The sequence below is a fragment of the Allosphingosinicella indica genome, from assembly GCF_900177405.1.
Taxonomy (GTDB): Bacteria; Pseudomonadota; Alphaproteobacteria; order Sphingomonadales; family Sphingomonadaceae; genus Allosphingosinicella; species Allosphingosinicella indica.
In genome coordinates, this window is the sequence record NZ_LT840185.1 from 648502 (window position 1) to 672828 (window position 24327).

Annotated in this window: 21 protein-coding genes; 12 read left to right on the forward strand and 9 right to left on the reverse strand. The window is 67.8% G+C overall.

What is annotated here, in order from left to right:
- Window positions 1–29: 29 nt before the first annotated feature.
- Window positions 30–608 (reverse strand): hypothetical protein, encoded by a 579-nt coding sequence (locus B9N75_RS03310; protein WP_085217516.1) that lies wholly within the window; start codon window positions 606–608, stop codon window positions 30–32.
- A gap of 111 nt (window positions 609–719) precedes the next feature.
- Window positions 720–1142, reverse strand: coding sequence for a 50S ribosomal protein L17 (rplQ, locus tag B9N75_RS03315; protein WP_085217517.1), 423 nt, complete (start codon window positions 1140–1142; stop codon window positions 720–722).
- A 229-nt stretch (window positions 1143–1371) separates the two neighbouring features.
- Between rplQ and B9N75_RS03320 the strand changes: the two genes are divergently transcribed.
- Window positions 1372–2301, forward strand: coding sequence for a hypothetical protein (locus tag B9N75_RS03320; protein WP_157123671.1), 930 nt, complete (start codon window positions 1372–1374; stop codon window positions 2299–2301).
- Window positions 2302–2308: 7 nt separating this feature from the next.
- Here the strand turns inward: B9N75_RS03320 and B9N75_RS03325 are convergent, their stop codons facing one another.
- From B9N75_RS03325 to B9N75_RS03335, 3 genes are read right to left on the reverse strand one after another with little or no spacing between them, the layout of a single operon-like run.
- Window positions 2309–4537, reverse strand: coding sequence for a TonB-dependent receptor (locus B9N75_RS03325; protein ID WP_342039339.1), 2229 nt, complete (start codon window positions 4535–4537; stop codon window positions 2309–2311).
- 19 nt (window positions 4538–4556) lie between these two features.
- Entirely contained in the window at window positions 4557–4736 is a 180-nt protein-coding gene (locus tag B9N75_RS03330; RefSeq protein WP_085217519.1) for a hypothetical protein, read from the reverse strand.
- Window positions 4733–5899 (reverse strand): PepSY-associated TM helix domain-containing protein, encoded by a 1167-nt coding sequence (locus B9N75_RS03335; protein ID WP_085217520.1) that lies wholly within the window; start codon window positions 5897–5899, stop codon window positions 4733–4735. The genes B9N75_RS03330 and B9N75_RS03335 overlap by 4 nt, the downstream gene beginning before the upstream one ends.
- A 174-nt stretch (window positions 5900–6073) precedes the next feature.
- On the opposite strand from B9N75_RS03335, the gene B9N75_RS03340 reads away from it, so the two are divergent.
- From B9N75_RS03340 to B9N75_RS03350, 3 genes are all read left to right on the forward strand, one after another.
- The gene (locus tag B9N75_RS03340; protein WP_085217521.1) at window positions 6074–6838 is read left to right on the forward strand and encodes a hypothetical protein; all 765 of its coding nucleotides are present in this window, start codon (window positions 6074–6076) and stop codon (window positions 6836–6838) included.
- Window positions 6839–6865: 27 nt separating this feature from the next.
- A complete protein-coding gene (locus B9N75_RS03345) occupies window positions 6866–7531 on the forward strand; it encodes a hypothetical protein (protein ID WP_085217522.1) in 666 nt (221 codons plus the stop codon).
- A gap of 89 nt (window positions 7532–7620) precedes the next feature.
- Window positions 7621–8583, forward strand: coding sequence for a winged helix-turn-helix transcriptional regulator (locus B9N75_RS03350; RefSeq protein ID WP_244552409.1), 963 nt, complete (start codon window positions 7621–7623; stop codon window positions 8581–8583).
- On the opposite strand, the gene B9N75_RS03355 is transcribed toward B9N75_RS03350, so the two are convergent.
- Genes B9N75_RS03355 through B9N75_RS03370 form a run of 4 tightly spaced genes read right to left on the reverse strand, consistent with a single transcriptional unit; the run spans window position 8568 to window position 13801 of the window.
- On the reverse strand, window positions 8568–10073 hold the full coding sequence (locus tag B9N75_RS03355; protein WP_085217524.1) for an AMP-binding protein: 1506 nt from the start codon (window positions 10071–10073) through the stop codon (window positions 8568–8570). The two genes, B9N75_RS03350 and B9N75_RS03355, sit on opposite strands and share 16 nt — an antisense overlap.
- Window positions 10070–10498: a nuclear transport factor 2 family protein gene (locus B9N75_RS03360; protein ID WP_172840796.1), complete on the reverse strand. Its 429-nt coding sequence runs from the start codon at window positions 10496–10498 to the stop codon at window positions 10070–10072. Before B9N75_RS03360 ends, B9N75_RS03355 begins: the two co-directional genes overlap by 4 nt.
- Window positions 10495–11400: an SDR family NAD(P)-dependent oxidoreductase gene (locus tag B9N75_RS03365; protein ID WP_085217526.1), complete on the reverse strand. Its 906-nt coding sequence runs from the start codon at window positions 11398–11400 to the stop codon at window positions 10495–10497. Before B9N75_RS03365 ends, B9N75_RS03360 begins: the two co-directional genes overlap by 4 nt.
- Window positions 11401–11422: 22 nt before the next feature.
- Window positions 11423–13801: a TonB-dependent receptor gene (locus B9N75_RS03370; protein WP_085217527.1), complete on the reverse strand. Its 2379-nt coding sequence runs from the start codon at window positions 13799–13801 to the stop codon at window positions 11423–11425.
- Window positions 13802–13980: 179 nt separating this feature from the next.
- On the opposite strand from B9N75_RS03370, the gene B9N75_RS03375 reads away from it, so the two are divergent.
- Genes B9N75_RS03375 through B9N75_RS03410 form a run of 8 tightly spaced genes read left to right on the forward strand, consistent with a single transcriptional unit; the run spans window position 13981 to window position 24311 of the window.
- Window positions 13981–14931, forward strand: a complete 951-nt coding sequence (locus B9N75_RS03375) for a DUF1295 domain-containing protein (protein WP_244552410.1) — start codon at window positions 13981–13983, stop codon at window positions 14929–14931.
- 1 nt (window position 14932) lies between these two features.
- Window positions 14933–15976, forward strand: coding sequence for a hypothetical protein (locus tag B9N75_RS03380; RefSeq protein WP_085217529.1), 1044 nt, complete (start codon window positions 14933–14935; stop codon window positions 15974–15976).
- 41 nt (window positions 15977–16017) lie between these two features.
- Window positions 16018–17454 (forward strand): carotenoid oxygenase family protein, encoded by a 1437-nt coding sequence (locus B9N75_RS03385; protein ID WP_085217530.1) that lies wholly within the window; start codon window positions 16018–16020, stop codon window positions 17452–17454.
- A 34-nt stretch (window positions 17455–17488) separates the two neighbouring features.
- The gene (locus tag B9N75_RS03390) at window positions 17489–18655 is read left to right on the forward strand and encodes an acetyl-CoA C-acyltransferase (RefSeq protein ID WP_244552472.1); all 1167 of its coding nucleotides are present in this window, start codon (window positions 17489–17491) and stop codon (window positions 18653–18655) included.
- Window positions 18656–18657: 2 nt separating this feature from the next.
- Window positions 18658–20370, forward strand: coding sequence for a phenylacetic acid degradation protein PaaN (paaN, locus tag B9N75_RS03395; RefSeq protein ID WP_085217532.1), 1713 nt, complete (start codon window positions 18658–18660; stop codon window positions 20368–20370).
- Window positions 20367–21608, forward strand: coding sequence for a thiolase family protein (locus B9N75_RS03400; protein WP_085217533.1), 1242 nt, complete (start codon window positions 20367–20369; stop codon window positions 21606–21608). Before paaN ends, B9N75_RS03400 begins: the two co-directional genes overlap by 4 nt.
- A gap of 43 nt (window positions 21609–21651) precedes the next feature.
- A complete protein-coding gene (locus tag B9N75_RS03405) occupies window positions 21652–23361 on the forward strand; it encodes a class I adenylate-forming enzyme family protein (RefSeq protein ID WP_085217534.1) in 1710 nt (569 codons plus the stop codon).
- Window positions 23358–24311: an NAD(P)H-dependent flavin oxidoreductase gene (locus B9N75_RS03410; protein WP_085217535.1), complete on the forward strand. Its 954-nt coding sequence runs from the start codon at window positions 23358–23360 to the stop codon at window positions 24309–24311. Before B9N75_RS03405 ends, B9N75_RS03410 begins: the two co-directional genes overlap by 4 nt.
- Window positions 24312–24327 lie beyond the last annotated feature (16 nt).

Below are 24327 nucleotides of genomic sequence, written 5' to 3' on the forward strand. Positions count from 1 at the left end.
CAGCCGGTCAATGGCAGGCTAGGCCCGCGCTATCGCCGCGTGCGCGTGCAGAGCACGTCCGCCAGATAATTGCGGCCGCGCACCGTCTCCTGCGTCTCGTAGGACGATGCCGTCCAGCCTTCCGACCTGCAGAAGCGATCCGCTGCCTCGGCGGCGCAGGCGGCGCTGCCCTGGCGGCAGGATTCGACCCGGCCGCGGCGATCCGACGGTGCGCGGAAGAATTCGGCGCTCATGCCGCGGAGCGAAGCGCCGCCGCCTCCGATCGGCGGTTCGGGCCGCGGCGGCGGGCCGGGCCGATCGGGGCGGTCCGGACGCGCCGAGGCAACATTCTGGCGGATGCTGGCGATGTTCTGATTGATGCGGGTGCAGCCGCGATATTCGGTGCGCTCGCACACCTCCCACGTTTCGCCCGGCGCCACGCGGATCGAGCGCACCGTCCATGGCACCGCGACCACGCCGCGCGGACCGGTGACGGTATAGCTGCGCCCGGCATAGCGGATATCGCTGTAGAGCGTCATCTCGCCAGGCCGCTGCGCGGCGGCCGCCTGCGGCAACGCCAAGGCGGCGAAGGCGACGGGAATGAGGGTGAGGACAGCGCGTTTCATCATCTCGCTCCTGCTCGTTACGGGCAAGATACGAGCGGCGCGCGATCAGGTTCCCGTAAATGAAAAGGGCCGCCCCAATGGAGCGACCCTTTCAAAATCTCGCGATACGGCCGATCAGGCGGCTTCGTCGAAATTCTCTTCCGTCTGCACCGGGCCCGAATCCTGGCCCTTGGCCGATACGTCGCGGTCGACGAACTCGATGATCCCCATCGGCGCGGCGTCGGAGGCGCGGATGCCGGCCTTGATCACGCGGGTGTAGCCGCCGGCGCGATCCTTGTAGCGATCGGCGAGGACGTCGAAGAGCTTCTTGAGCTGCGTGTCGTCCATCAACCGCGCATGAGCGAGGCGGCGGTTGGAAAGGCCACCCTTCTTCGCCAGCGTCACCAGCTTCTCGGTGTACGGGCGCAGTTCCTTCGCCTTGGCGAGGGTGGTGGTGATCTGCTCGTGCTTGATGAGCGCGGCCGCCATGTTGCGGAACAGAGCCGCGCGGTGGCTCGAGGTGCGCTGGAGCTTACGCCCGCCGACGCGATGACGCATGAAACTATCCTTTCGTTCGTCCGGAAGCCGTGCAAGGCACTTCCGGCCGGGCGGTGAAACGGGGCGCCGCCCAGACCCCAAAAACAAAAGCGGAGCGCGAAGCCCCGCCGTGCGCGCGCCGAAAAGCGCATCCGCGGCCGAAAGTCAAGATTTCCCGCCAGCGGACGGCTTGCGACAATGCGGCCACGGCGGCAAGCTGGACTTCGGGTTCGCGTTCGAGGGGGAAAGAATGGCATCGGGATTCAACTGGCGCGCGGCGATCGCGATCGCGGTTTTCGCGGGCGGCGCGCAGGCGCAGTCGATCAGCAGCGGCACCTATGTGCTCGACGGCGGCAGCTATTCGATCGAGGTGATCAACCAGGGCGATACCCTGCTGGTGAAAGAGCCCAATCGCGATTCGCCCTATAAGCGGCACCCCGACGGGAGCTGGCGCTTCTACAACCCTAACACCGACGCCAATTACGCCATCCGCTACATCGATCCCGCGACGATCGAGGCGTACAAGCCCGATCAGCCGGGCAACGTCCCGTCGCGGTTAAACCGCCTCGGCGGCGCGCCTGCGGCCGAAGCTGCACCCGCGGCGCCCGCCGCCGCTCCATCGCCTTCAGGCCGCACCGACTTCGGATCGATTGCCGACGGCTACATGCGCCGCGCGCTCGACGAGCCGGACGACGTGCAGGTGTGGAGCTTCTGCGCCGCCGCCGCCAAGAAGCGCGAGGTCTCCACGGCAGCCGAGGCCGATGCTTATGCGCTGAAGGCCGCGGAATCGCTGAAATTGATCCTTACCGACACAAGCCGCTCGCCCTGCGAGGACGTGATCTCACCGACATTGTGGAGCGTCGGCGGCAGCGGTGACGGCGCCAGCGCTGCAACGCCCCTGCCCCGCCCCGAGCTCAGCGACGCCGACAAGGCGCGGCTCGCCGACCTCAATGCCAAGGCGGACGCCCGCGCCGAAGCCGGCAAGGCCGAGGCGGCGCGGTTCGAGGCGGCGCAGCAGGCCTATCGCGACCGCGTCGCCGAGGTGAAGGGCGCCGAAGCGAAATTCGCGCGCGACCAGGCGGCCTATGAAGCGGAGGCCGCGCGCGTAAAGGCCGCCGAGGAGGCCTATCAGCGGCAGATGGAGGAATGGCGCCGGGCGACGGGCAACCCGGGCGCCTGATCCCTTCTTACTGCAGGTCGATCGACGCCGAGAGCTTGAAGGTGCGTGGGCCGCCCTGCAGGATCTGCGTGCCGAACGAGCTGAACGCCGATGCCCAGTAGCGCTTGTTGGCGACGTTATCGACGCCGAAGCGCAGCGTCAGCGGGCTTTCGCCGACCAGCGCGACATAGCGCGCGCCGACGTCGAACCGCGTCCAGGACGAAAGCTCGAGCGTGTTCGTCGCGTTTGCGGCCTGCTCGCCGGTGTGGACGACGCGGCCGGTGAGAGTCAGCGCCGGCAGGAAGGGCAGATCCCATTCGACGTTGGCGTTGGCGGTCCACTCGGGGATGCCGGGCGCGTCATTGCCCTGGTTGACCGCGCCCGGGGTGCGGCGAAGCTCGGGATCGTTGATCGCGAGACCCCCGATAACGCGCAGCCCCTCGACCGGCTCGCCGTCCAGCGTGAACTCGATGCCGCGGTTCCGCTGCTCGCCGAACGGCCCGAAGATCAGCTGCCCGGCGTTGTTCGGATCGACGCGATAATCGGAATTGGGCCGGTCGATCTGGAACAGCGCCAGCGCAGCGTTGAACCGGCCGAAGCTCAGTTTGCCGCCGATCTCGTACTGAACCGAGGCGTAAGGCGGCAAGATTTGCCCGCCGTTCGTGACGATGATGTCCGGTCCGCCGCCCGCGTCCGCAACCACGGTCGGCGCAGTGGCGCCCGGCTCAAGACCCTCGATGCGATTGGCGTAGAGCGACAGGCCTTCGGCCGGCTTGACGACGACGCCGACGACCGGCGTGACCGCATCTTCGCGATAGCCGCTGGTCTGGTCGCCGGCTTGCACCGTGCCGAAGCTGTTATAGGCATAGCCCTTGGTCTGGATCTGCTGGAGACGAAGGCCGCCGGTCAGCAGGATGCGATCGTTCCAGAACCCCAGCGTGTCGGACGCGAAGGCGCTGGCGACGCGGCTGCGCGAGATCGGAAACGGATCGTCGAGATCGCCACCGAGGAAGCCGCCACCGGTATCGACTGCCGATAGCGGCACGCGCACCGGATCGTAGAGGTTGTTCGCGAAGCTGCCGCCGAAGAAATTATAGGCGTTGCGGTTCACCTGCCAGCTCGCCGATCCGCCGAAATTGATCTCGTGGCTGATGCCGGCGCCTTCCAGCTTCACGCGCATTCCGGCGATGAACGCCTCGTTGTTGTCCGTGCGCGGCACGAAGGAGCCGCCGCCGGTGCCGTCACCGGTCACCGGGTTCAGCAATGTGAACGAACTTGTGGTCTGATCCTCGCGGCCGTCGCGTGCGCCGAACTTGGCATAGAGCAGGGCATTTTCGGCGACGTCATATTCGAGGCTGAGCGCGCCGAACACGTCCTCGGTCTCGATCGCGCTCCACGGCTGGGCATAATTGACGCTGGCGCCGGGTGCGCGCGGGATGGCGGTGCTCACCGCGACCTTCGGCCGCCAGTTCGCCTGCCGCAGCCGCTGATAGTTGAGGTTGAGCGAGGCACGGAACGGCCCGCCGTCATAGTCGACGGTGCCGCCCAGCACGTAGCTCGAATGGAATTCGTCATCGATCGCGATGTCGCCGCGGCGCGCCGATCCGTTGATGCGGACGCCCCATTCGCCGCCGCTGCCGAAGCGCCGTGCGACGTCGAACGCGCCGGCGAACTGCGCATCGCTGACATAGCCCAATGTGATGCGGCTGAGATCGCGCGTCGCACTCTTGGGGATGAGGTTGACGCTGCCGCCGATGCCGCCGCCGCTGGGCGCCGCGCCGTTGATGAAGGCGCTGGCACCGTTGATGACCTGCACCGAGGAGAACAACTCGGGCGCGACGAGCTGGCGCGGGGTGATGCCGTAGAGCCCGTCGAAGCCGACATCGTCGGAGCTCAGCGCGAAGCCGCGGATCACGAACACCTCGCCCGCGATGCCGAAGCCGATCGTGGTGCGGATCGTCGGATCATTCTCCAGCACCTCGCCCAGCGAGTCGGGCTGCTGGTTGAGGATCAGCGACTCGCCATAGCTGCGGATGCTGAACGGCACGTCCTCGGCCGGCTTGTCGCCGAAGATGCCGACGCTGCCGCCGGCGCGGACCTCGGTCTGGTTGTTGCGCTGCGCGGTGACGATGATCGATTCATCGTCGCGCGGCTCGCTCTGAGCGGGCTGCTGCTGCGCCAACGCCGGCATCGCCGCGCTCAGCGCGACCACCGCGATCGTGGCGCGGAGCGCCGCCTTGGTCTTGATGTTCATCATATCCCCCAATCGAAATCCGTCACGTGCGCCGCGCCTTCATCGCCCAGCCCACCGCGGCGACCGGCACGCCGAGCGCCGCCCAGGACAAAGCGTCGCGAAATCCATCGCCGGTCAGCGCGCTGACCAGGCCGACGATGCTGAACAGCGCGATCGCCAGCGGCAGGGCGAAGATCGCGCGCATCGTCTGGCGACGCCTCATTCGGCCGGCACCAGCACGCCGCCGCTCTCGACCTCGCGCACCCGCGCATCGAGCGGGGTGCGGCGCTTGCCGAGCCAGAGGTAGAGGCCGGAGCCGAGAATGATGATCGTGAAGATGTCGAGCACCGCCCACAGGATCTTAAGCGGCAGCCCGCCGTAATCGCCGAAGTGGAGCGGCTGCGAGAGTGCCAGTGCCTGATTGTACCAGGGCATGGGCCGTGCATCGGTAAAGGCGCCGGTCTCGGCGTCGATCAGCGCCGGGGTGAGCAGCCGCTCGGTCAGCGGCGTCGCGCCCTGGAAGAAGACCGCATAATGATGCTTGCTGCTGTAGGCGCCGCCGGGAAAGGCGATGAACTGCGGATTGTTGCCGGGAAGCGCCTTGCGCGCCTCCGCCATCGCCTTGTCGAGCGAGCCGTAGCGCGACGGCGGCAGCGCCTCGCGCCCGTCATAGGCGCGCGTCATTTCTGCAAGCTCGGTGCGCTGCCACAGCTCCATGATCGGCGTCGCGAGCGCGTTGATGATGCCTGTGACGCCGACGACCAGCATCCAGGCGAGCGCGACGACGCCGAGCAGATTGTGATAGTCGAGCCACTTCACGCGGCGGCTGCGCGAGGCGCGGAGCGTGCCGAATTCGAGCTTGCGCATGAACGGCGCGTAGAGGACGACGCCCGAGACGATCGCGGCGACGAATAGTACCCCCATCAACCCCAGGAACAGCATCCCCGCCAGCCCCAGGAACATGTCGGTGTGGAGCTGGAGCAGGAAGTGCATCACGCCGCTCTCGTCCACCGCCCCCGTGGGTTCGCCGGTCGCGCGATCGAAGAGCTGGATGGTCATCGTCTCGCCCGGCGCATCGGGCGCGGGCGCGGTGGTGATGGTCATCTGCGGCCGCTCGTTGTCGAAGGCCATGAACACCGGCACTTCGCCCGGCCGTGCGGCGAGCGCCTTGGCCAGCATCTCGTCGAGCGGCTTCAGCCCCGGCCCTTCGCCCGATGAAGCGAGACCGCCCTCGGCCAGAGCCGCGGGCTCGCCGCTCAGCACGTCGATTTCGTGATGGAAAATCAGCGGCAAGCCGGTGATGCACAGCATCAGCAGGAAAGCGGTGCAGACGATGCTGCTCCACTTGTGCACGAGATACCAAGCCCGGATGCTGCTGCGCGTCACGACGGAGAATCCAAATCCTGCTAATGCGAGGGATAATCAATAGCGCCCCTATGACCGTCGGCGACGCATTGCAACAGCCTTTGTGGGGCGCAGCGGGTTAGGCTAGGAAAGCGGTGGCCGAACCGCGCCCGTGCGGTGGAGCCGAGCCGTCACCGGCCCCGCAGGAGAAGACCGATGCGCGTCACCCTGGCTTCCATCATCCTCATGGCTTCGCTCTCAGTTCCAGCGCTCGCGCAGACGCCGCCCGGGCTTCGCGATCTGGTCGGCGCGCGCGGTAGTTCGGGCGAAACGCAGTTGCAGGCGCGCGGCTATCGCTACGTTTCGGGCCAGACCGGCGATGATCGCGTCTGGACCAACTGGTGGAATGCGCGGCTCGGCCAGTGCGTGACCGTGGCGACCGTCAACGGCCGCTACGATTCGATCACCGAGACGCCTGCACCGGACTGCGGCCAAGGATCTGCGTCGGAAGGCCGGGACGACCGGCGCCCCGGCAGCCCGGCGAGCGGTGCCGACGACCGCGACATCAACATCGGGCTCGTCTGTTTCGGCGAGGGGCAGCGGCCCGAGCTTGCCACGCGCTACGGCTGGCAGTGGAACGAGCGCCGCGGGCGCTATGATTACGGCAACCGCACCGAGATCGCGCCGCGCGATTTCGACGCCGCGGTCACCGTCCAGGTCTGGGGTGACGGCGGGCGTATCCTGCTGCCGCGCAAGCTCATTCCGCCGATCAACTCGCGCGGCAATGACGGCTGGTGGGACCTGACAAATGTGGACGAAGGCCCCGATCAGATCCGCGCGACCTACCGGCTAAACGGCCTCAACCGGCCCAAGGTCACCATCGATCGCCGCAGCGGCCGCATCTCGATCCAGGGCACCGGAGATTATGCGTTCCGGGGCACCTGCGACCGGGCGGACGGCGACGATCACCGGCGGTTCTAAGATACCTCCGCGGGGGCGCGCCGGACGATGGATCTTCTGAAGCTCATCCGCTCCTTCGAAGAGTTGCTCTTCGAAGTGCTGACGTGGCTGATCTATTATCCGCGCACCTTGGGGCTCATCGCGCGGCGCCCCCTGCGGATGATCCGCTATTCGAACCACGAGCTGAAGGACAGCGAGGAAGAGCAATATACCGACACCCTCAGTCCGCCGCTTTTACTGCTCATTACGATCGGCCTGATGCACCTGATCGAGCTTGGCATGCCTCAGCGCGATGTACTTACCGGCCGCGCCGCGCAGGCGATTTTCCAGTCCGATCAGAATGTGGTGATGCTGCGGTCCTTCCTGTTCGGGCTGCTCTCGCTGTTCGCGGCGCTTGCCGTCGTGCGAAACCGCCGCCAGCCGCTCGAACGCAAACTGTTGCGCGCGCCCTTCTACGGGCAATGCTATCTCGCCGCGGTCTACGCCTTGTTGGTGTCGCTGGCGGGACTGGCGGCGAAAACGGGCATTCCGCATGCGGGCCCAATCGGGGTGGCGGGGCTGCTGGCGGCGACGATCTGGTATCTGGTCGTCCAGACGATGCAATTCCGCCAGGCGCTGACTGTGTCATGGGGACGCGCGGCCGGGATCTCGGCACGCGTCTATCTTGAAGCGGTCTTCGCCGTCATCGTCATCGCCCTTATTCTGCAGAGCTAGCCGCCCCGACGGGGTGCTTGTCTGCCCCCACCAAGCTGCTACGGCAAAGGGGCAAAAGGCACCGCGTATGAGCGCGGGAAGGAAGGGGCGTGGCGGCGAGCAAGCGGGCGTTGGTGATGGGCAATCCGCTGGCGCTCGCCCATGCGGTGATCGGCGACGCGTGGACGCAGCTCATCCTGCGTGAAGCCTTTCACGGCGTCCGCCGCTTCACCGATTGGAGCACGAACCTGCGCATCCCGCGCACCGTCCTTTCCGGCCGGCTGAACCGGCTCGTCGAAGCCGGAATCATGGAAGTGAAGGTGCCGCCGGGCGCCAAGCGCGGCGAATATCGCCTCACCGAAATGGGGATCGATCTCTACGGCGTCGCGCTGATGCAAGGCATGTGGGAGCGCGACCATGCACCCTCGGTCCTCCAGCGCCGCTACGCCCTCTCCTTCCACGATGCGCGGACCGGAAAGCCGATCGTCCCGGCGGTGCTCGACCGGCCCGGCGGCAAGCCGATCGATCCGCGCGACGTCGGCATCGTCGAGGGACCGGGGCTGATCGAACGCAGCGCGCCGGCGCACCGCCGGTGGAGCGGCGGCCGCGCGCCCGCCGAGCGGCCGATGATCGAGCGATCGGTCGACATCATAGGCGATCATTGGAGCTGGTCGATCCTCGCCTGCGCGTTTCTCCGCATCCGCCGCTTCGACGACATGCTGGAGGCGACGGGGATGGCGCCCAACATCCTCTCCGATCGGCTGACCCGGTTGGTCGGATCGGGTATCCTCGCGCGCATCCCCTACCAGACGAGCCCGGTGCGCCACGAATATCGGCTCACCGAAGCGGGGCTCGAACTCTATCCGATGGTGCTCGCGATGCACGGCTGGTCGGAGCGCTGGCTGTGCGATTTCGACGATCCGCCGCTGAAGCTCGTCCATCTCTCGACCGGCGAGCGGATCACGCCTGCGGTCTGCGACCTCCTGACCGGGCAGCCGATCCGCGCGCGCACCACCCGCTGGCGGCTCGAAGCGCCCGGCACCGAGCGGCCCCGCCCTCAGCCCGCGGCATAAGCGGCGCGCAACGCCTTCTTGTCTGGCTTGCCGAGCGCGGTGAGCGGCAGCGCATCGACGACATGCACCGCCTTGGGCGCCATCACCGGCCCCTTGGCCTCGCGCACGGCCGCGATCAGTTCCGCAGGGTCTGGCCGCCGGTCCTGACGCGGCACCACCACCGCCGTAACCGCCTCCCCCCATTTTGCATTAGCGACGCCGAACACCGCGACTGCCGCGACGCCGGGCTGCGCGGCGATCACCTCCTCCACCTCCTTGGGATAGACGTTGAAGCCGCCGGTGATGATCATGTCCTTGCGGCGGTCGACGATCCGCCAATAGCCGTCGCCATCGACAACGCCGATGTCGCCCGTGTGCAGCCACCCGCGTTGCATCGTCTCGGCAGTGGCATCGGGCATGCCGTGATAGCCGCTCATCAGCAGCGGCCCGCGCACGCAGATTTCGCCCGCCGTCCCCGGCGGCACCGCCGCACCGCTCTCGTCGCACAGCGCGACCTCGATCCCGTCGAACGGCCGCCCTGCGCTCCCTGGTTTCGCCATATGATCGGCGCGCGACAGATAGAGGATGGTGTTGGGCGCCTCGGTCTGGCCGTAGCATTGCGCCAAAATCGGGCCGAAGCGGTCCACTGCCGCCCGTACCTGCGCCTCCGGCATCGGCGCGCCCGACCAGATCAAGGTCTCAATTCCCGCAAGGTCTGCGTCTGGCAGATCGAGCAGCGCGCCGATCATGGTGGGCACTAGCCAGGTGACGGTCGCGTGGTGGCGCTTCGCCGCCGCGCAGAAGCGCGCCGCATCGAAGCCGCGCTGCAGGATCACCGTCCCGCCGAGCGCCAGCACCGGCGCGACGATCGACCCCGCGCCGTGCGAGATCGGCGCCGGACAGAGGTAGCGGAGATCGCCTTGCGGCCACTCGATCCCCGCCAGCGCCATCCGCGTGTTCGCGGCGAGAGCGCGCGCGGAGAGCATCACCCCCTTCGGCCGCCCCGTGGTCCCGCCGGTATAGGCGAGGCGGACGATGTCCTCGGCATCCCCCGCCGACGTTTCCGGCAAGGATCGGATTTCGGCAGGTACGTCCCAGAACGATGGCAATCCACCGCCGTGGCCGAATACAGCCTGCACGCCCAGTGTAGCAGCCCGTCCGGCATGGGCGGCGTCGGCAATCAGCAGCCTAGCGTCGCTGTCGGCGAGAATATGCGCCTGATCAGCAGCGCCGCCCAGCGGGTGCAGCGTCACCGAGCGGTAGCCGCCGATATAGGCCGCCGCCATCACGGCATATTGATCGACGCAATTGCCGGCGATCTGCGCCACCGTCTCGCCTCGCTTCAGCCCAAGCGCGTCGAGGATCGCCAGCGCCTGCGCGACGCGTGCGCCGAAGGCGGCATAGCTCAGCGTCGCGCCGCCCTCGATGAAAGCGGTGCGCGGCCCATGCCGGCGGATCGCGTCGAGCAGGATGTCGCCGATCCGCCCGCCGCAGTCCGGCGCGCCGGTCATCGGCCTGGCGGCTCCAGCAGATCCTGCGCATAGTCTGGTAGCGCGGCGGTGCCGGTGATCTGTCCATCGACCAGCGCGCGGTCGAAATAGTCGCGCCAGTCGGTGATCAGCCCGTCGCGGAAGGTGAGAACGCCCGCATAGGGCACCAGCACGCTGCGACCCGCCGCGGTATCGAAATCCTCGACCGCTTCGATGAAAAGCGTGTCGCCGTCTTCCGCTGCGCGGAGCAGCCGCAAGCGCGTCGCGACCGCCCCGGCGGCATATGCGGTGAGAAACGCCATGATCGCCTCGCGCCCGATCGCGGGCGGCTTGGTGGCGGCGGAGAAATGCCAGACCGCATCGGCCGCGAAGCGGTCGGCGATCGCCTCCAGCCGCCCAGCCCACCAGTCGTCGAACAACGCTTCGAGCGTTGCGCGATGACTCACGATACCACCTTCGCCAGATCATTCTCCAGCCGCGCGATCACCTCATCGGGGGTGGCGAGCGCGTCGCGGGTGCGCGCATAAGCATGGGCGGTGCGCGCTTTGCGATCGAACCAGAGAGCGCCCGGCTCTGGCGTCGGACGCTGCGCGGCGAGCCAAAGCACGGTATCTCCGCCCTGCGCCGTGGTACGGAGCAATGGCCCGATCCGCCGGTCCATCCAGGGCAAGGCGGAGCGCACGCCCTCGGTCCGCACCCAGCCCGGATGCATCGTGTAGGCAACGAGCCCCGGCGCGGCGCCGGTCCATGTGTCCGACAGCACGATCTGCGCGCGCTTGTGCGTGGCATAAGCGACGAAGCCGTTGAAGCTCTTCGCCGGCGCGTCGAGCCCGGGAAGGTTGAGCGGCGCATTGTAGAGCCCGCCCGACGCGACGTTGACGATCGCGCCGCCGTCGAGCTTGCCGTCGGCGATCAGCCGCTCGGTCAGCGCGAAGGGCGCAAGCAGGTTGGTCGCATACATCCGTCCGACACCCTCGGCGGTCGCGTGATGGCGCGTTTCGAGCATCCCGACATTGTTGACCAGCACATCGACCCGCGACGCTTCTTGGGCCAGCAGCAGATTGTCGGCGACGAGCGAGAGATCGCGCTGGACGGGGATGATCCCCGCGCCGCCTTCACGCGCCAGATCCGCCAGCGCTTCTGCGCGCCGCGCGACCGCCAACACCTTCGCGCCACGTGCCGCCGCGCCGAGCGCGATCGCGCGGCCGATGCCGCCGCTTGCGCCCGTCACCACCCAGGTCTGTCCGCTGAAATCGGCTTTGACAGCGCGCAGCGGCAGGCCGCGCGCGACATAGCCGATGCCGGTGAATGACGGGAGGAAGCGGCCGTAGAAGTAGAGCGCCTTCACGTCGTCCGCTTCCCCGTCATCGTCAGTAGCGCAGGCTGAACTGCAGGCTCAGCGAGCGGCCGCGTGAGGTGGACGCATATTGCGTGTTCGCGCCCACCGAGGATGCGAACGGCACGTTGGCCGAGAAGGTGAGGAAATTCTCGTCGAGCAGGTTCTTGCCGATCACCGCCACGTCCCAATGCTCGGTGCCGACGCCCAGCCGCGCGTCGACGATCGCATAGCCGTCGACCCGGCCCAGCGCGTCGAGATTGTCGTGGACGTTGTGCGCGCTCTTGTAGCTGGCGTCGAGCGCGCCGCGGATGTTGAGCGAGTCGGTGAGCGGCCGGTCTACCGCCAGCGATCCCGACAGGTTCCACTTGGGCGTGAAGCGTCCGCGCCGGCCGGTGTAATCGCACAGCCGCACGCCGTTCACGACATCGCCGTCTGGCACCTCGCCGAACGCGCAATTGCCGCGGCGGAAATCGAGATATTTGAAGTCGAGGTAGGAGAGTGCGCCGCCCAGCGTCACCCCGTCCGCCACCGCATAGCGCATGTCGGCCTCGAAGCCCTGCGCGCGGGTGCGGCCCGCATTGCCGACGTTGAAGCCGACGGTGCCGTCGAACTGGCTGATCTGGAGATCGGAATAGGTTGCGCGATAGGCGGTGAGGCCGACCGAGCCGCGGTTGCCCGCGATCCGCGCGCGGATGCCCGCTTCCCACGCCGAGACCGTCTCGTCGTCAAACACGAAGTTGGCGTTATTGTTGGCGCGCGCGTTGAAGCCGCCGCCTTTGTAGCCTTCCTTGTAGGAAGCGAAGGTCAGCACGTCGGGGCTCACGTCATATTCGACGGTGACCGATGGCGTGAAGCGCGTGCGCCCGCGCTCGCCGGCGATGTCGTGCCCTGCGCCACCCGGATTTTCGAGCGAGAAGCCGAGGCCCGCCTGAAGCGTACCGATCACCGCCGGCGCGGTAATGACGGCGCCATTGTAATCGAACTGGCCGGCGCGCGCGACGAGCAGGCGTGTCGCCTCCTTCTCGTCGCGTGTGATGCGGACGCCGCCGATCAGCCGCAGCGCGTCGGTTGCGCGGAACGTCACCTGGCCGAAGGCCGCGTAGCTGTCGCTCTTCTGCCGGAAATCGCGGCGTACGCCGACATTGGCGATCACCCCGAAGCCGAGCTGGGCGAGGTTGGGGCCGAGGCCGGTGATGTCGAGATAGTCGAGCGTGTTATGTTCGTAGTAGAGACCGCCGACGAAGGAGAATTGCGCCTCCGCGGGCGTGACGAAGCGGATTTCCTGGCTGAACTGATCATAGCCTTCGCGCCCGTTACCGCCGATGATGTTGGCGGCGGTAAAATCGAGATCGAACTGCGAGTTGCGCTTGTAATCGAGATAACCGGTGACCGTGGTCAGCACGGAATCGCCGATGTCGGTGTCAGTGGTCAGCGTGATATTGGCGAGCCGGGTACGATCGAACTCGGGCAGCTCCGCCTGGCGGCGATAGTTGAACTCGGTATCGACCAGCGCGCCGGTGAGCCCCTGGAGGTTGAGCGCCGTTCCGTAGGTCAGCGGCGTGCCGGCGAGCGGCCCTGCGGGGATGGCGCGCGTCGGCACGTCGAACACCACTTCGAGCTCGCGGCCGGTGGAGTTGAAGCGCGAATATTCGCCCTTCAGGTTCGCGCGGAAACCGGCGCCTTCATAGGCGAGCATGGCACGGCCGGCGAACTCGCGGTTGCGCGGCTCGTCGCGGTCTTTGGTGATGTTGTAGACGTAGCCGTCGTCGGTGTTGTGGCGGAGCGCGATACGGCCTGACAGGCTGTCCGACAGTGGGCCAGAGACGAACGCGGTCGTCTCAACCTGATCGAAGGTCGGCGTGAAGGTGGAGGTCAGCCCCGCGGCGAGTTCGCTGGTCGGCTGCGCGGTGATGATGCTGACCGCGCCCGCGGTCGAGTTCTTGCCGAATAGGATCGACTGCGGCCCGCGCAGCACCTCGATACGCTCGACGTCGAAGAACGGCGCACGAGTGAGCTGCGCGCGGCCGTAGCTGACGCCGTCGACATATTGCGCGACCGACTGCTCGAACGCCGGATCGTTGCCCGATCCGATGCCGCGGATGAACGTCTGTGTCGTCAGCCCCGTCTTGGTGATCTGGAAGTTGGGGATCGACAGCGTCATGTCCTGCAGGTTGCTGACCGATTTTTCGGCCAGCGATTCCCCGCCGACGACGGTGATCGAGATCGGAACCCGCGTCGCCGATTCCTCGCGCCGCTGCGCGGTGACGACGATGTCCTGAAGCTGCGGCCCGCTGCTTTCCGCCACAGGCGGCGGCGCCGCTGCCGCGGGATCCGCGGTCTGCGCCTGCGCCGATGAAATCGCCAGTCCGGTAAGCGAAACCCCGCAAATCGCCAGCCAACGCACCCGCATGTCCCCATCTCCCCAACGGAAGCCTGTTTCCGGCCTCTCGATCCAGGCAGTTCCCGCAACCGCCCTCCGGCATGACTATTATTAGTGGACCGGTATTGCAAGCATGTCGGAGCGCCGATATCGAATCGAAACCGGAGCGGCGTAAGCGGGAGCGAAATCGAGCGAATGAAGTTGCTGTCGTGATCGCAAACGGCTGGACCTTGAGCGCCGCAGCGGCGTTGACAGCGATCTGGCTGACCCTCGTTCCGCGGGGGACGCGCGGGGCGAACTGGCACTATATCCACGCCCTCCTTCCGCCGCTCGCAATCGCGCTGATCCTGCTGCTGCCGCTGGGCATTCTGAGAGACACGCTGACGCACTGGCTGGCCGGCGGGCTGGCCGCGCTGGCCGTCATCGCCGCGGCGTGGCTGCTCGGCACCCTGCTCCGCAATCACGGCATGATGGATGTCGCCTATCCCATCGCGCCGATGGCGATCGCCTGGACGGTTGCTGCGCGGATGGCGCCCGACGTTTCCGCCACCGGCTGGACGGCACTCGGGCTCGTGTCGTTGTGGGGCGTCCGCCTCTCCATCCAGACGCTGCGCGACAATCACGGCAGTGAGCGCGAACCCTATGCCACCTGGCGCGCCCGCGGCGGGCGGCGTTGGCTATGGTGGAGCGCCTTCCAGGTCCACCTTCTCCAGTTCGTCACCATCTGGATCTGGAGCCTGCCGCTCGCGTTCGCGGTGACCGCGCCGGGCAACAGTCTGGCGATCGTCGCGGGCGTCGCGATCTGGCTCGCCGGCTTCGCGTTGCAGGCGAGCGCGGACATGCAGCTCGCCCGCTTCCGCCGCGATCCCGCGCGCCGCGGGCGGATCCTCGACAGCGGCGCGTGGGGGTTCGTACGCCAGCCCAATTATCTCGGCGAGGCGCTGATGTGGTGGGGCTATTTCGGCTGCGCGCTGGCGCATCCCTGGGGCGCGCTCGCCATCGCCGGGCCCCTCTACGTCACCTGGTTCATGGGCTTCGGATCGGCCGGCCCTTTCAAGGAGCGCCACATGGCGCGCACCCGCGGCGCTGCGTGGGACGCCTATTGCGCCCGCGTTCCGCGCTTCTTCCCCTGGCCGCGCCCGCAAGTGCAGGAAAGCTGATATGCGCGTCATCCAATGGGCGACGGGATCGGTGGGGCGGACGACGCTTCGCCGTGTCATCGACGATCCCGATCTCGAGCTCGTCGGCGTCTACGTCACCAACCCGAAGAAGGTCGGCCGCGATGCCGGCGCGATCGCCAAGCGGCCTGACACGGGCATTCTCGCCACCGACGATATCGAGGCGATCCTCGCGCTCGACGCCGATGTTGTGATCCACGTGCCGCTGCTCAGCATTCCCTATGACAAGCAGAATGAGGAGGTCGCGCGGCTGCTCGCCAGTGGCAAGAACGTCGTCTCGACCAACGGCTTCTTCCGCCCCGACGCGCATGGCGAGGCGTATGCCGCGCCGCTCCGCGCCGCCTGCGCTGCCGGCAATGCGACGCTCGCCGGAATGGGACTCAACCCCGGCTTCATGGCCGAGCGCCTGGCGACCACACTCTCGGGCATGATGATGCGGCTCGACAGCATCCGCTGCCACGAAGTGTTCGATGCATCGCTCACCGCGTCCGCACCGCTGCTGTTCGACGTGATGGGCTTCGACACCGATCCGGCGCAGACCGACCTCACCCGCGGGCCGATCGCCGCGACTTACGACAGGCTGTATGCAGAGGTGTTCGATCAAGTCGCCGAGGCGCTCGGCACGCGCGTCGCGACGATCGCGCCCGCGCACGAACTGACGCTCGCTCCGGAGGATTTGGCGCTCACCGCCGGCACCATCCGCAAGGGCCATGTCGCGGCGACCTGCTGGCGCTGGACGGCTCTGTTCGAGAATGGCGTGGCGATGGATCATTCGATCCTCTGGACGTCTTCGCACGCGCTGCACGGCGAGAGCGAGACGGCGCACTGGCTGGTCGAGCTCGGCGGCCGTCCGAACCTGCGCATGACGCTGGAACTGACCGATCCCGATCCCGCCGCGCCGCCTTCGCGTCCACCGATGGATGCGACCGCCGCGACGGTCATCAATGCCCTTCCCGCGGTCGTCGCGGCGGCGCCGGGCTTCTTCAAGCTCCCGACATCGCTGCCTTTTCGATCTGGCTTGCGCTAATGGACCGAATATGCGAACTTTTGCCGTGAAGGAGAGAGAGGATGGCCACTTCCGCCTCCCCGGCGCCCGGCGCCGAGCCAAACGTCAATGATCTGAACCCCTATGTCCACGGTCTCTATGCGCCGCAGCGCGAGGAGTTCACCGCGGTCGATCTGCCGGTGATCGGCAAGCTGCCGAACGACCTTTGGGGCGCCTATGTGCGCAACGGTCCCAACCCGGCGCACGATCCCACGGGCATGCACCATTGGTTCGACGGCGACGGGATGGTCCACGCCATTTATTTCGAGAACGGCAAGGCGGAATATCGCAACCGCTACGTGCGAAGCGACGACAATGTCGCGGATCGCGCCGGCGGCTGCGGCGCTGGCGGGGTGATGCTGCCCTCCACCCGGTCGCGCGGCGAAAAGGTCTACAAGGATACCGCCAACACCGATCTCGTCTTCCACAATGGCGAGCTGATGGCGCTCTGGTATATCTCCGGCACGCCCGTCCGCATCAACGCGCGCACGCTTGATACCGTCGGCAACGAGAGTTTCGGCGGCAAGCTGCCGCGCCATGTCTCGGCGCACTCCAAGGTCGATCCGGTGAGCGGCGAGTTCGTCTTCTTCGACTATTCGCTCTACGAGCCTTGGATGAGCTTCGGCACCGTCAGCCGCGACAACGAGCTCACCCATTTCTCGCGCGTCGAACTGCCCGGGCCGCGGCTGCCGCACGACATGGGGCTGACCGAGAATTACATCATCCTCCACGATCTGCCGGTGGTGTTCACCGAGCAGGGGCTGCGCCAGAATATGTGGCGCATCCACACGGAGGATCGACCCGCACGCTTCGGCGTGGTGCCGCGCACCGGCGAGGGCAGCGAGATCCGCTGGTTCGAGACCGATCCCTGCTACATCTATCACGTCGCCAACAGCTGGGAGGACGGCGACGAGGTGGTGATGCATGCCTGCAAGATGATCCCCAACGGCCATCCGGCCAATCCCGCCTACGGCCCCTATGCGCCGATGGTGAACGTGCTGGCGCTGAACGCGGTGCCGACCGAATGGCGGATGAACATGCGCACCGGCGCGGTGAAGCAGCGCCAGCTCGACGACCGGCTGAGCGAATTTCCCGCGATCAATCTCGATCATGCCGGTCGCAAGAGCCGCTGGTCCTACAATGTCTCGATCGCGCCCGAAGAACTGCAGCGCTTCGACGGGCTCTACAAGCTCGATCTCGAGCAGGGCAGCGGCGCGTTCCACCGCTTCGCCGAGGGCAGCGCCGGGTCCGAGCCCGCCTTCGCGCCGCGCGTCGGTGGCAGCGGCGAGGACGATGGCTATGTCATCACCTTCGTGACCGCGGCCGACGGCAGCTCCGAAGTGCAGGTTCTCGCCGCGCAGGCCTTCTCGGACGGGCCGATCGCGCGCATTCCGTTACCCGCCCGCGTGCCTGCCGGCTTCCACGGCACCTGGGCACCCGGAGACCAGATCCGCCATTGATGCCCTTGCGCAGGACAGACCAACCTTGACCGACGTGTTCCTCTACGATGCCGTGCGCACCCCGCGCGGCAAGGCCCGGCCCGACGGGGCGCTGGCCAGCCTCCAGCCGCACGAGCTCGTCCGCCAGTGCATCACGGCAATCGACGACCGTACCGGCGGCGGCGTCGCGAGTGCGGAATCTTTGCTGCTCGGCTGTGTCGGGCAGATCGGTGCGCAGGGCGCCAATGCCGCGATCGTCGCCAAGATGCACGCGGGGCTCGACGATGCGGTGTCGGCCTGGACGATCAACAATTTCTGCGTGTCCGGCCTGAGCGCCGTCGGTCAGGCTGCGGCGCGGATCGCGAGCGGTGACGAGCAAGCCTCGCTCGCGGGCGGCGTCGAGATGATGTCGCGCGTGCCCTTCATGGCGGACCGTGCCGATTATTACGCCGATGCCGCCTTTCCGCCGCGCACGCGCTACGTGCCCGTCGCCGTCGCCGCCGACCGGCTCGCGGCGACCTGGGACGTGGGCCGCGACGCGCTCGACGCAATGGCGCTCGCCTCGCAGAGCCGCGCGGTTGAGGCCGATGCAGCGCTTGGCGCGTCGCGCATCGCGGTCACCGGTGGCGACGGCGCGACCCTGCTCGACCAGGACGAATGCGTGCGGCCCGTCTCCGCGGAAAAGCTTGCCGCGATGGAGCCCGCGTTCGGCGAGATCATCGGCGCCTATGCGGGCGCGCTCGCCGGCGAGACGATCACCCCCGTCCATACTGTCGCCCACGCGCCGCCGATGTGCGATGCCGCCGCGATCGCGCTGGTCGGCGGCGAAGGCGCGGTCGACGCAGCACCGCGCGCGCGCATCCTGGCCTTTGCCGAGGCCGGCGGCGATCCGCATGCCTCGCTCACCGCCGGCTTTGCGGCGATGGACAAGGCGCTCGCCAAGGCAGGGCTCGCGCTCGGCGAGATGGACCGGATCGAGTTCATGGAGGCGTTTGGCGTCACCATCGCCCGGTTCCTTCGTGATTACGACGTCGATCCGGCGCGGGTGAATGTCGGCGGCGGGCATCTTGCGCGCGGTCATCCATTGGGCGCCAGCGGCGCGATCCTTCTTTCCACGCTCCTCGATGCGCTCGACGCCTGCGAAGGGCGCTACGGCCTCGTCGTCACCAGCGGCGCGCAAGGCGTCGGTGCGGCGATGGTGGTCGAGCGGATGGCGCGCTGAGCATGGCGACGCAGGCGGCACCGGACGATCGGCTCGCGGCGCTCGTCGCGCGGCACCGCCCCACGTTGGATGCCGCGATCGAGGCGGTCTCCACCCGCGCGGCCTGGAGCCCCTATTCCGATTCCCCCTCGACCAAGATCCACGGCGCCGAGAAACCAGCGGCGGGCAAGGCGGCGTTTGAGGCGCGGCTCGGCACACGCTTCGAAATCGACCAGCCTGGCATCGCCGATTGGGTCGGCGCCGAAGTCTCGCCCTACACGCGCACGCCGCTCGGCATCACCTATCCGCAGAGCGACCCCGCCGCGCTGATCGCCGCCGCCACGGCTGCGATCCCCGCCTGGCGCAAGACCGACTGGGAAGTCCGCGTCGCGCTCTGCCTAGAGATCGCAGCGCGGCTCTACGCGCGCAATTTCGAGATGGCGCAGGCGGTGATGCACGTCGCCGGGCAGAGCTACGTCCAGGCCTTCGCAGGCAGCGGCCCAAATGCGCTCGACCGCGGCGTCGAGGCGCTTGCCTATGCCGCCAAGGCGATGGCGGACGTCACGCCGCACACCGTGTGGCGCCGCCGCTTCGGCGCCGACGATGTCGCGCTCGACAAGACCTATGCGATGGTGCCGCGCGGCGTCGGCCTCGTCATCTGCTGCGCCTCCTTCCCGACGTGGAACGCCTACCCCGCGATGTTCGCTGATCTTGCGACCGGCAACCCGGTGATCGTCAAGCCGCACCCCATCGCCGTCCTGCCGATGGCGATCGTCGTCGAGGAAGCGCGTGCGACGCTCGCCGAGCATGGCTTCGATCCCAACCTCGTCACGCTCGCGGTGGACACGGTCGAGGCGCCGGTCGCGCAGCGGTTCATTGACGATCCGGCGATCGGCATCGTCGATTTCACCGGCAGCCCGCGCTACGGCCAGCAGCTCGAGCGCACCGTCACCGGCAAATTGCTCTTCACCGAGACGGCGGGCGTCAACAGCGTGGTGATCGAGTCGGTCGCCGATCTCGCGCAGACCGCCACCGCGATCGCGCGCTCGACTTCGCTCTTCTCCGCGCAGATGTGCACCAGCCCGCAGACGATCTTCGTGCCGCGGGATGGCATCCGCGCGGGCGAGGGCCATGCGAGCTTCGACGAAGTCGCCACCGCGATTGTCTCCGCGGTGGATGCGGTGGCGAACGATCCCGCCGTCGCCGCCGGCATCATGGGCGCGATCCAGGGACAGGTCAGCATCGACGTCATCGATCGACTGCGCGACGCGCTCGGCGCGCAGGATGGCGCGGCGGTCCTTCGCGATGCCGCCCCCTACCCGCATCCCGAATATCCCGATGCGCGCACGCTGACCCCGCTGATCGCGACGGTCGATGGCCGCGCGCGGCATCTCTATGCCGAGGAGCAGTTCGGTCCGGTGCTCTTCATCGTCGCGGTGGACGACGCCGATGCCGCGGTGGCCGAAGCGACCGAGCTTGCTGCCACGCGCGGCACGATCTCGACCTATCTCTATTCGACCGACGAAGGGTTCATCGCGCGCTCCACCGATGCCTATGAGGAGGCGGGCGCAAACCTGTCGATCAACCTCCATGGCGCGATGTGGATCAACTTCGCCGCCGCCTACAGCGATTATCACGTCACCGGACTCAACCCGGCTGGCAACGCCTGCCTCGCCGATCTCGCCTTCGTCGCGTCGCGCTTCCGGATCGTGCAGCGCCGCCGCCCCGCTGCGTGAGCGACCGCGTCCACATCGCCGGAATCGGCTGCACCGCGCTGGGTAAGCGGCTGCACGACAGCGTCAAGGCGCTGACCGCCGAAGCCGTGATCCTCGCGCTCGCCGACGCCGGCGCCGATGTCGCGGACGTCGAGGCCGCCTGGTTCTCCAACACTCGCCAGCCGATTCTGGAAGGACAGAACACGATCCGCGGCCAGGTTGCGCTCCGCCCATTGGGGTTCGAGGGTATTCCCGTCGTCAATGTCGAGAATGCCTGCGCCAGCGGGTCGAGCGCCGTGATCCAGGCGATGGCGCACATCCGCGCCGGGATGATCGACATCGCTCTCGTCGTCGGCGCGGAGAAGATGGTCTTTCCGGACAAGGCCGATGCCGTCGCCGCCGCCTTCCGGGGCGGCACCGACGTGCACGACATCGAGGCCACGCGCGATTATGCGCGCCGGCTCGGCGCCGAGGTCGATGACGAGAGCGCGGCCAAGCGCAGCATCTTCATGGATCTCTACGCCGCTCAGGCGCGCGCGCACATGGGCCGCTTCGGCTCCACCCAGGCCGATTTCGCCGCTGTCGCCGCCAAGAACCACGGCCACGCCCAACACAATCCGCGCGCGCAATATCGCACCCCGATGAGCGTCGATCAGGTGCTCGCCGACAAGCCCATCGCCTTTCCGTTCACCCGCGCGATGTGCGCCCCGGTCAGCGACGGCGCCGCGGCGGTGATCCTGTGCAGCGACAAGGGCCTCGCGAAGATCGGCGCGGCGCCTCGCGCCGTGACGATCCGCGCCAGCGTCCTCCGCTCGGGCAGCGAGCGGGCGCCCGACGCCTTCGATCGCCACATCGGCCGGCTCACGGCACTCGCCGCTTACGAACAGGCGGGTATCAGCCCCGAGGATGTGGATGTGGCCGAAGTCCACGACGCGACTGCTTATGCCGAGGTGCAGCAGATCGAAAATCTCAGCCTCGCCGAGCCGGGCAGCGTCGGCGAGCGACTGCGGCGCGGCGATTTCGCACTTGGCGGGCGCCAGCCGGTCAGCGCGTCGGGCGGGCTACTCGCCAAGGGCCACCCGGTCGGCGCGACGGGAATCGTCCAGCTCCACGATCTCGTCCTGCAATTGCGCGGCGAGGCCGGTGCGGCACAGGTGGAAGGCGCACGGATCGCGGTAGCGGAAAATGGGGGCGGCTTCCTTGGGGGCGAGGAAGCGGCGACGGCCGTGACGGTGCTCGAAGCGCCGCCGCGGGCATGACGAGGCGACGCGGCAAAGCCGCGCACCGGTTGGAGAGAATGGCATGATTATCGTTCCCGAAGAACGCATCGCGGAGATGAAGCGGCAAGGCTGGTGGGGCGACGACACCGCCGACGATCTGCTCGCCCGCCACGTCGCCACATTCGGCGACGGCGAAGCCCTCATCGATCCGCCCAACCTCGAATCGATCGCCGGTCTCGCGCCGCAGCGGTTGCGCTGGAACGAAGTGGAAGCGGGCGTCGCGGCGCGCGCCGCGCTGCTCCATGCGCACGGGCTCGGCAAGGACGACGTCGTGCTGCTCCAGCTCCCCAACAGCGTAGAGCAGACGCTCTTCTATCTCGCCTGCTTCCGGCTCGGCATCATCGTCTCGCCGGCGCCCGCGCAATATCGGCTCGGCGAGCTGACCGGCATCGCGCGGCGCACCGACGCCAAGGCCGCGATCACCACCGCGCGGATCGGCACCCATGCGCATGGCGAGACGATGCTGGCGCTCAAGCGCGAATGGCCGGCGCTGAAAGCGCTCTTCGTCCTGGGCGACGCGCCAGAAGGCACCGTCGCGGTCGAGCCCGCGCTGGCCGCGATCGGCGATGCGGAGATCGCCGCCGCCGCCGAAGCCGCGCGCGCCGCGGGCGTCACCGCCGACGACGTCGCCACCATCTGCTGGACGTCGGGCACCGAGGCCGAGCCCAAGGGCGTCCCGCGCAGCCACAACGAGTGGATCATCATGGGCGATGCGGTCGCCCGCGGCGCGCGGCTGGAAGGCGGCGCGCGGGTGCTCAACCCCTTCCCGATGGTCAATATGGCGGGGCTTTCCACCGGCCTCTTCAACTGGCTCGCGTGCGGCGGCGTTCTGGTCCAGCATCACCCCTTCGATCTCGGCGTCTTCCTGGCGCAGATCCGCGAGGAGAAGATCGAATATACGGTGGCGCCGCCCGCGGTGCTCAACGCCATGCTCAACAATCCGGCGTTGGTGCAGGGCGTCGATTTCACGCGACTGAGCCGGATCGGATCGGGCTCCGCACCGCTATCCGAATGGATGGTGCGCAGCTTCGACGAAACCTATGGCGTCGAAATCCTCAACATCTTCGGATCGAACGAGGGCGCGTCCTTCCTCTCCTCCTCCACCGACGTTCCCGATCCCGGCACCCGCGGCCAATGCTTCCCGCGCTTCGGCGAACACGGCTTCGAATGGGATTATCATTACGCGCCCTCGCTCCGGACCCGGCTGGTCGATCCCGACAGCGGCCTCGAAGTCACCGAGCCCGAACAGCCCGGCGAGATGCGGATCAAATCGCCGATGATCTTTTCGGGCTATTGGCGCGCGCCCGATGTCACCGCCCGCGCCTTTGACGAAGACGGCTGGTTTCGCACGGGCGATCTCTTCGCCATCACCGGCGACGACGGGCGCTATTACCGCTTCGTCGGCCGTCACAAGGATATCGTGATCCGCGGCGGCATGAACATCTCTGCCGAGGAGATCGAGAACCACCTGCTCGGCCACCCCGCGGTCGTCGACGTTGCGGTGGTCGGCGCTCCCGATGCCGACATGGGCGAGCGGCTCTGCGCCTGCATCGTCGCGCCTGAAGGGATCAGCATGGAGGCGCTCAACCGCTATCTCGTCGAGGAAAAGCGCGTCGCAATCTTCAAGCAGATCGAGCGCCTCGAGTTGATGGATGCGCTGCCGCGCAATCCCGTCGGCAAGGTGCTGAAGCGCGAGCTCCGCGCCCAATTGTTCGGACAGGGACATGCATGACCGGTAACTATCCCTTCGGCCTCCGCCTGCCCGTGGTGGCGGCGCCGATGTTCCTCATTTCCGGCCCCGATCTCGTCGTCGCCGCGTGCGAAGCGGGGGTGATGGGCAGCTTCCCGACGCCCAATTGCCGCACGCTCGATCAGCTCGACGAATGGATGGATACGATCGTCACCCGGCTCGACGGCGCGCGCGCCGCCGGGCAACCGGTCGCGCCCTGGGCAGCCAACCTCGTCACCCACCGCACCAACAGCCGGCTGGCCGAGGATCTGGCGCTGGTCGCGCGCCACAAGCCGCCGCTCGTCATCACCGCGCTCGGTTCGCCGATCCCTGCGATCGAGACGGTCAAATCCTATGGCGGCCAGATCTATGCCGACGTCGGCAGCATCGCGCTGGCCAAGAAGGCGGCGGACGCCGGGGTCGATGGGCTGGCGCTGCTCACCGCAGGCGCAGGCGGCCACACCGGCCATCTCTCGCCCTTCGCCTTCGTCTCCGCGGTGCGCGAATTTTTCGATGGGGCGCTGGTGCTGTCGGGCGGGATCGCCGACGGCCACGGCGTCGCTGGTGCGATCGCCGCGGGCGCCGATCTCGTCTATATGGGCACGCGCTTCCTGGCGGCCGAGGAAAGCCTCGCGCCCGACGCCTACAAGCAGATGATCGTCGATCACGGGCCGGACGATCTCATCGTCAGCGCCGCGATCACCGGAACCGCGGCATCGTGGCTTCGCCCCAGCCTCATCGAATGCGGCTTCGATCCCGACAATCTCCAGCCCCCGGCGGAGGGGCGCAATTACGATTCGGGCAACACCAGCCAGAAGCGTTGGAAGGATGTGTGGGCCGCGGGCCAAGGCCTCGGCGCGATCACCGCCGTTCAATCCACCGCCGCGATCGTCGATGATCTGGAGCGCCAGTTCGCTGAAGCGACCGCGCGCTTCAAGGCAATCACCGCATAGGATTTTCCGGGAGACG

Excerpts from the sequence above, each read along its gene's own strand:
- B9N75_RS03410 (WP_085217535.1), top strand. The coding sequence starts at position 23,358 with ATGACCGGTAACTATCCCTTCGGCCTCCGCCTGCCCGTGGTGGCGGCG.
- B9N75_RS03310 (WP_085217516.1), bottom strand. The coding sequence starts at position 608 with ATGATGAAACGCGCTGTCCTCACCCTCATTCCCGTCGCCTTCGCCGCC.
- B9N75_RS03320 (WP_157123671.1), top strand. The coding sequence starts at position 1,372 with ATGGCATCGGGATTCAACTGGCGCGCGGCGATCGCGATCGCGGTTTTC.
- B9N75_RS03345 (WP_085217522.1), top strand. The coding sequence starts at position 6,866 with ATGGATCTTCTGAAGCTCATCCGCTCCTTCGAAGAGTTGCTCTTCGAA.
- paaN (WP_085217532.1), top strand. The coding sequence starts at position 18,658 with ATGGCGACGCAGGCGGCACCGGACGATCGGCTCGCGGCGCTCGTCGCG.
- B9N75_RS03340 (WP_085217521.1), top strand. The coding sequence starts at position 6,074 with ATGCGCGTCACCCTGGCTTCCATCATCCTCATGGCTTCGCTCTCAGTT.
- B9N75_RS03405 (WP_085217534.1), top strand. The coding sequence starts at position 21,652 with ATGATTATCGTTCCCGAAGAACGCATCGCGGAGATGAAGCGGCAAGGC.
- B9N75_RS03385 (WP_085217530.1), top strand. The coding sequence starts at position 16,018 with ATGGCCACTTCCGCCTCCCCGGCGCCCGGCGCCGAGCCAAACGTCAAT.
- B9N75_RS03380 (WP_085217529.1), top strand. The coding sequence starts at position 14,933 with ATGCGCGTCATCCAATGGGCGACGGGATCGGTGGGGCGGACGACGCTT.
- B9N75_RS03330 (WP_085217519.1), bottom strand. The coding sequence starts at position 4,736 with ATGAGGCGTCGCCAGACGATGCGCGCGATCTTCGCCCTGCCGCTGGCG.
- B9N75_RS03370 (WP_085217527.1), bottom strand. The coding sequence starts at position 13,801 with ATGCGGGTGCGTTGGCTGGCGATTTGCGGGGTTTCGCTTACCGGACTG.
- B9N75_RS03355 (WP_085217524.1), bottom strand. The coding sequence starts at position 10,073 with ATGACCGGCGCGCCGGACTGCGGCGGGCGGATCGGCGACATCCTGCTC.
- rplQ (WP_085217517.1), bottom strand. The coding sequence starts at position 1,142 with ATGCGTCATCGCGTCGGCGGGCGTAAGCTCCAGCGCACCTCGAGCCAC.
- B9N75_RS03325 (WP_342039339.1), bottom strand. The coding sequence starts at position 4,537 with ATGATGAACATCAAGACCAAGGCGGCGCTCCGCGCCACGATCGCGGTG.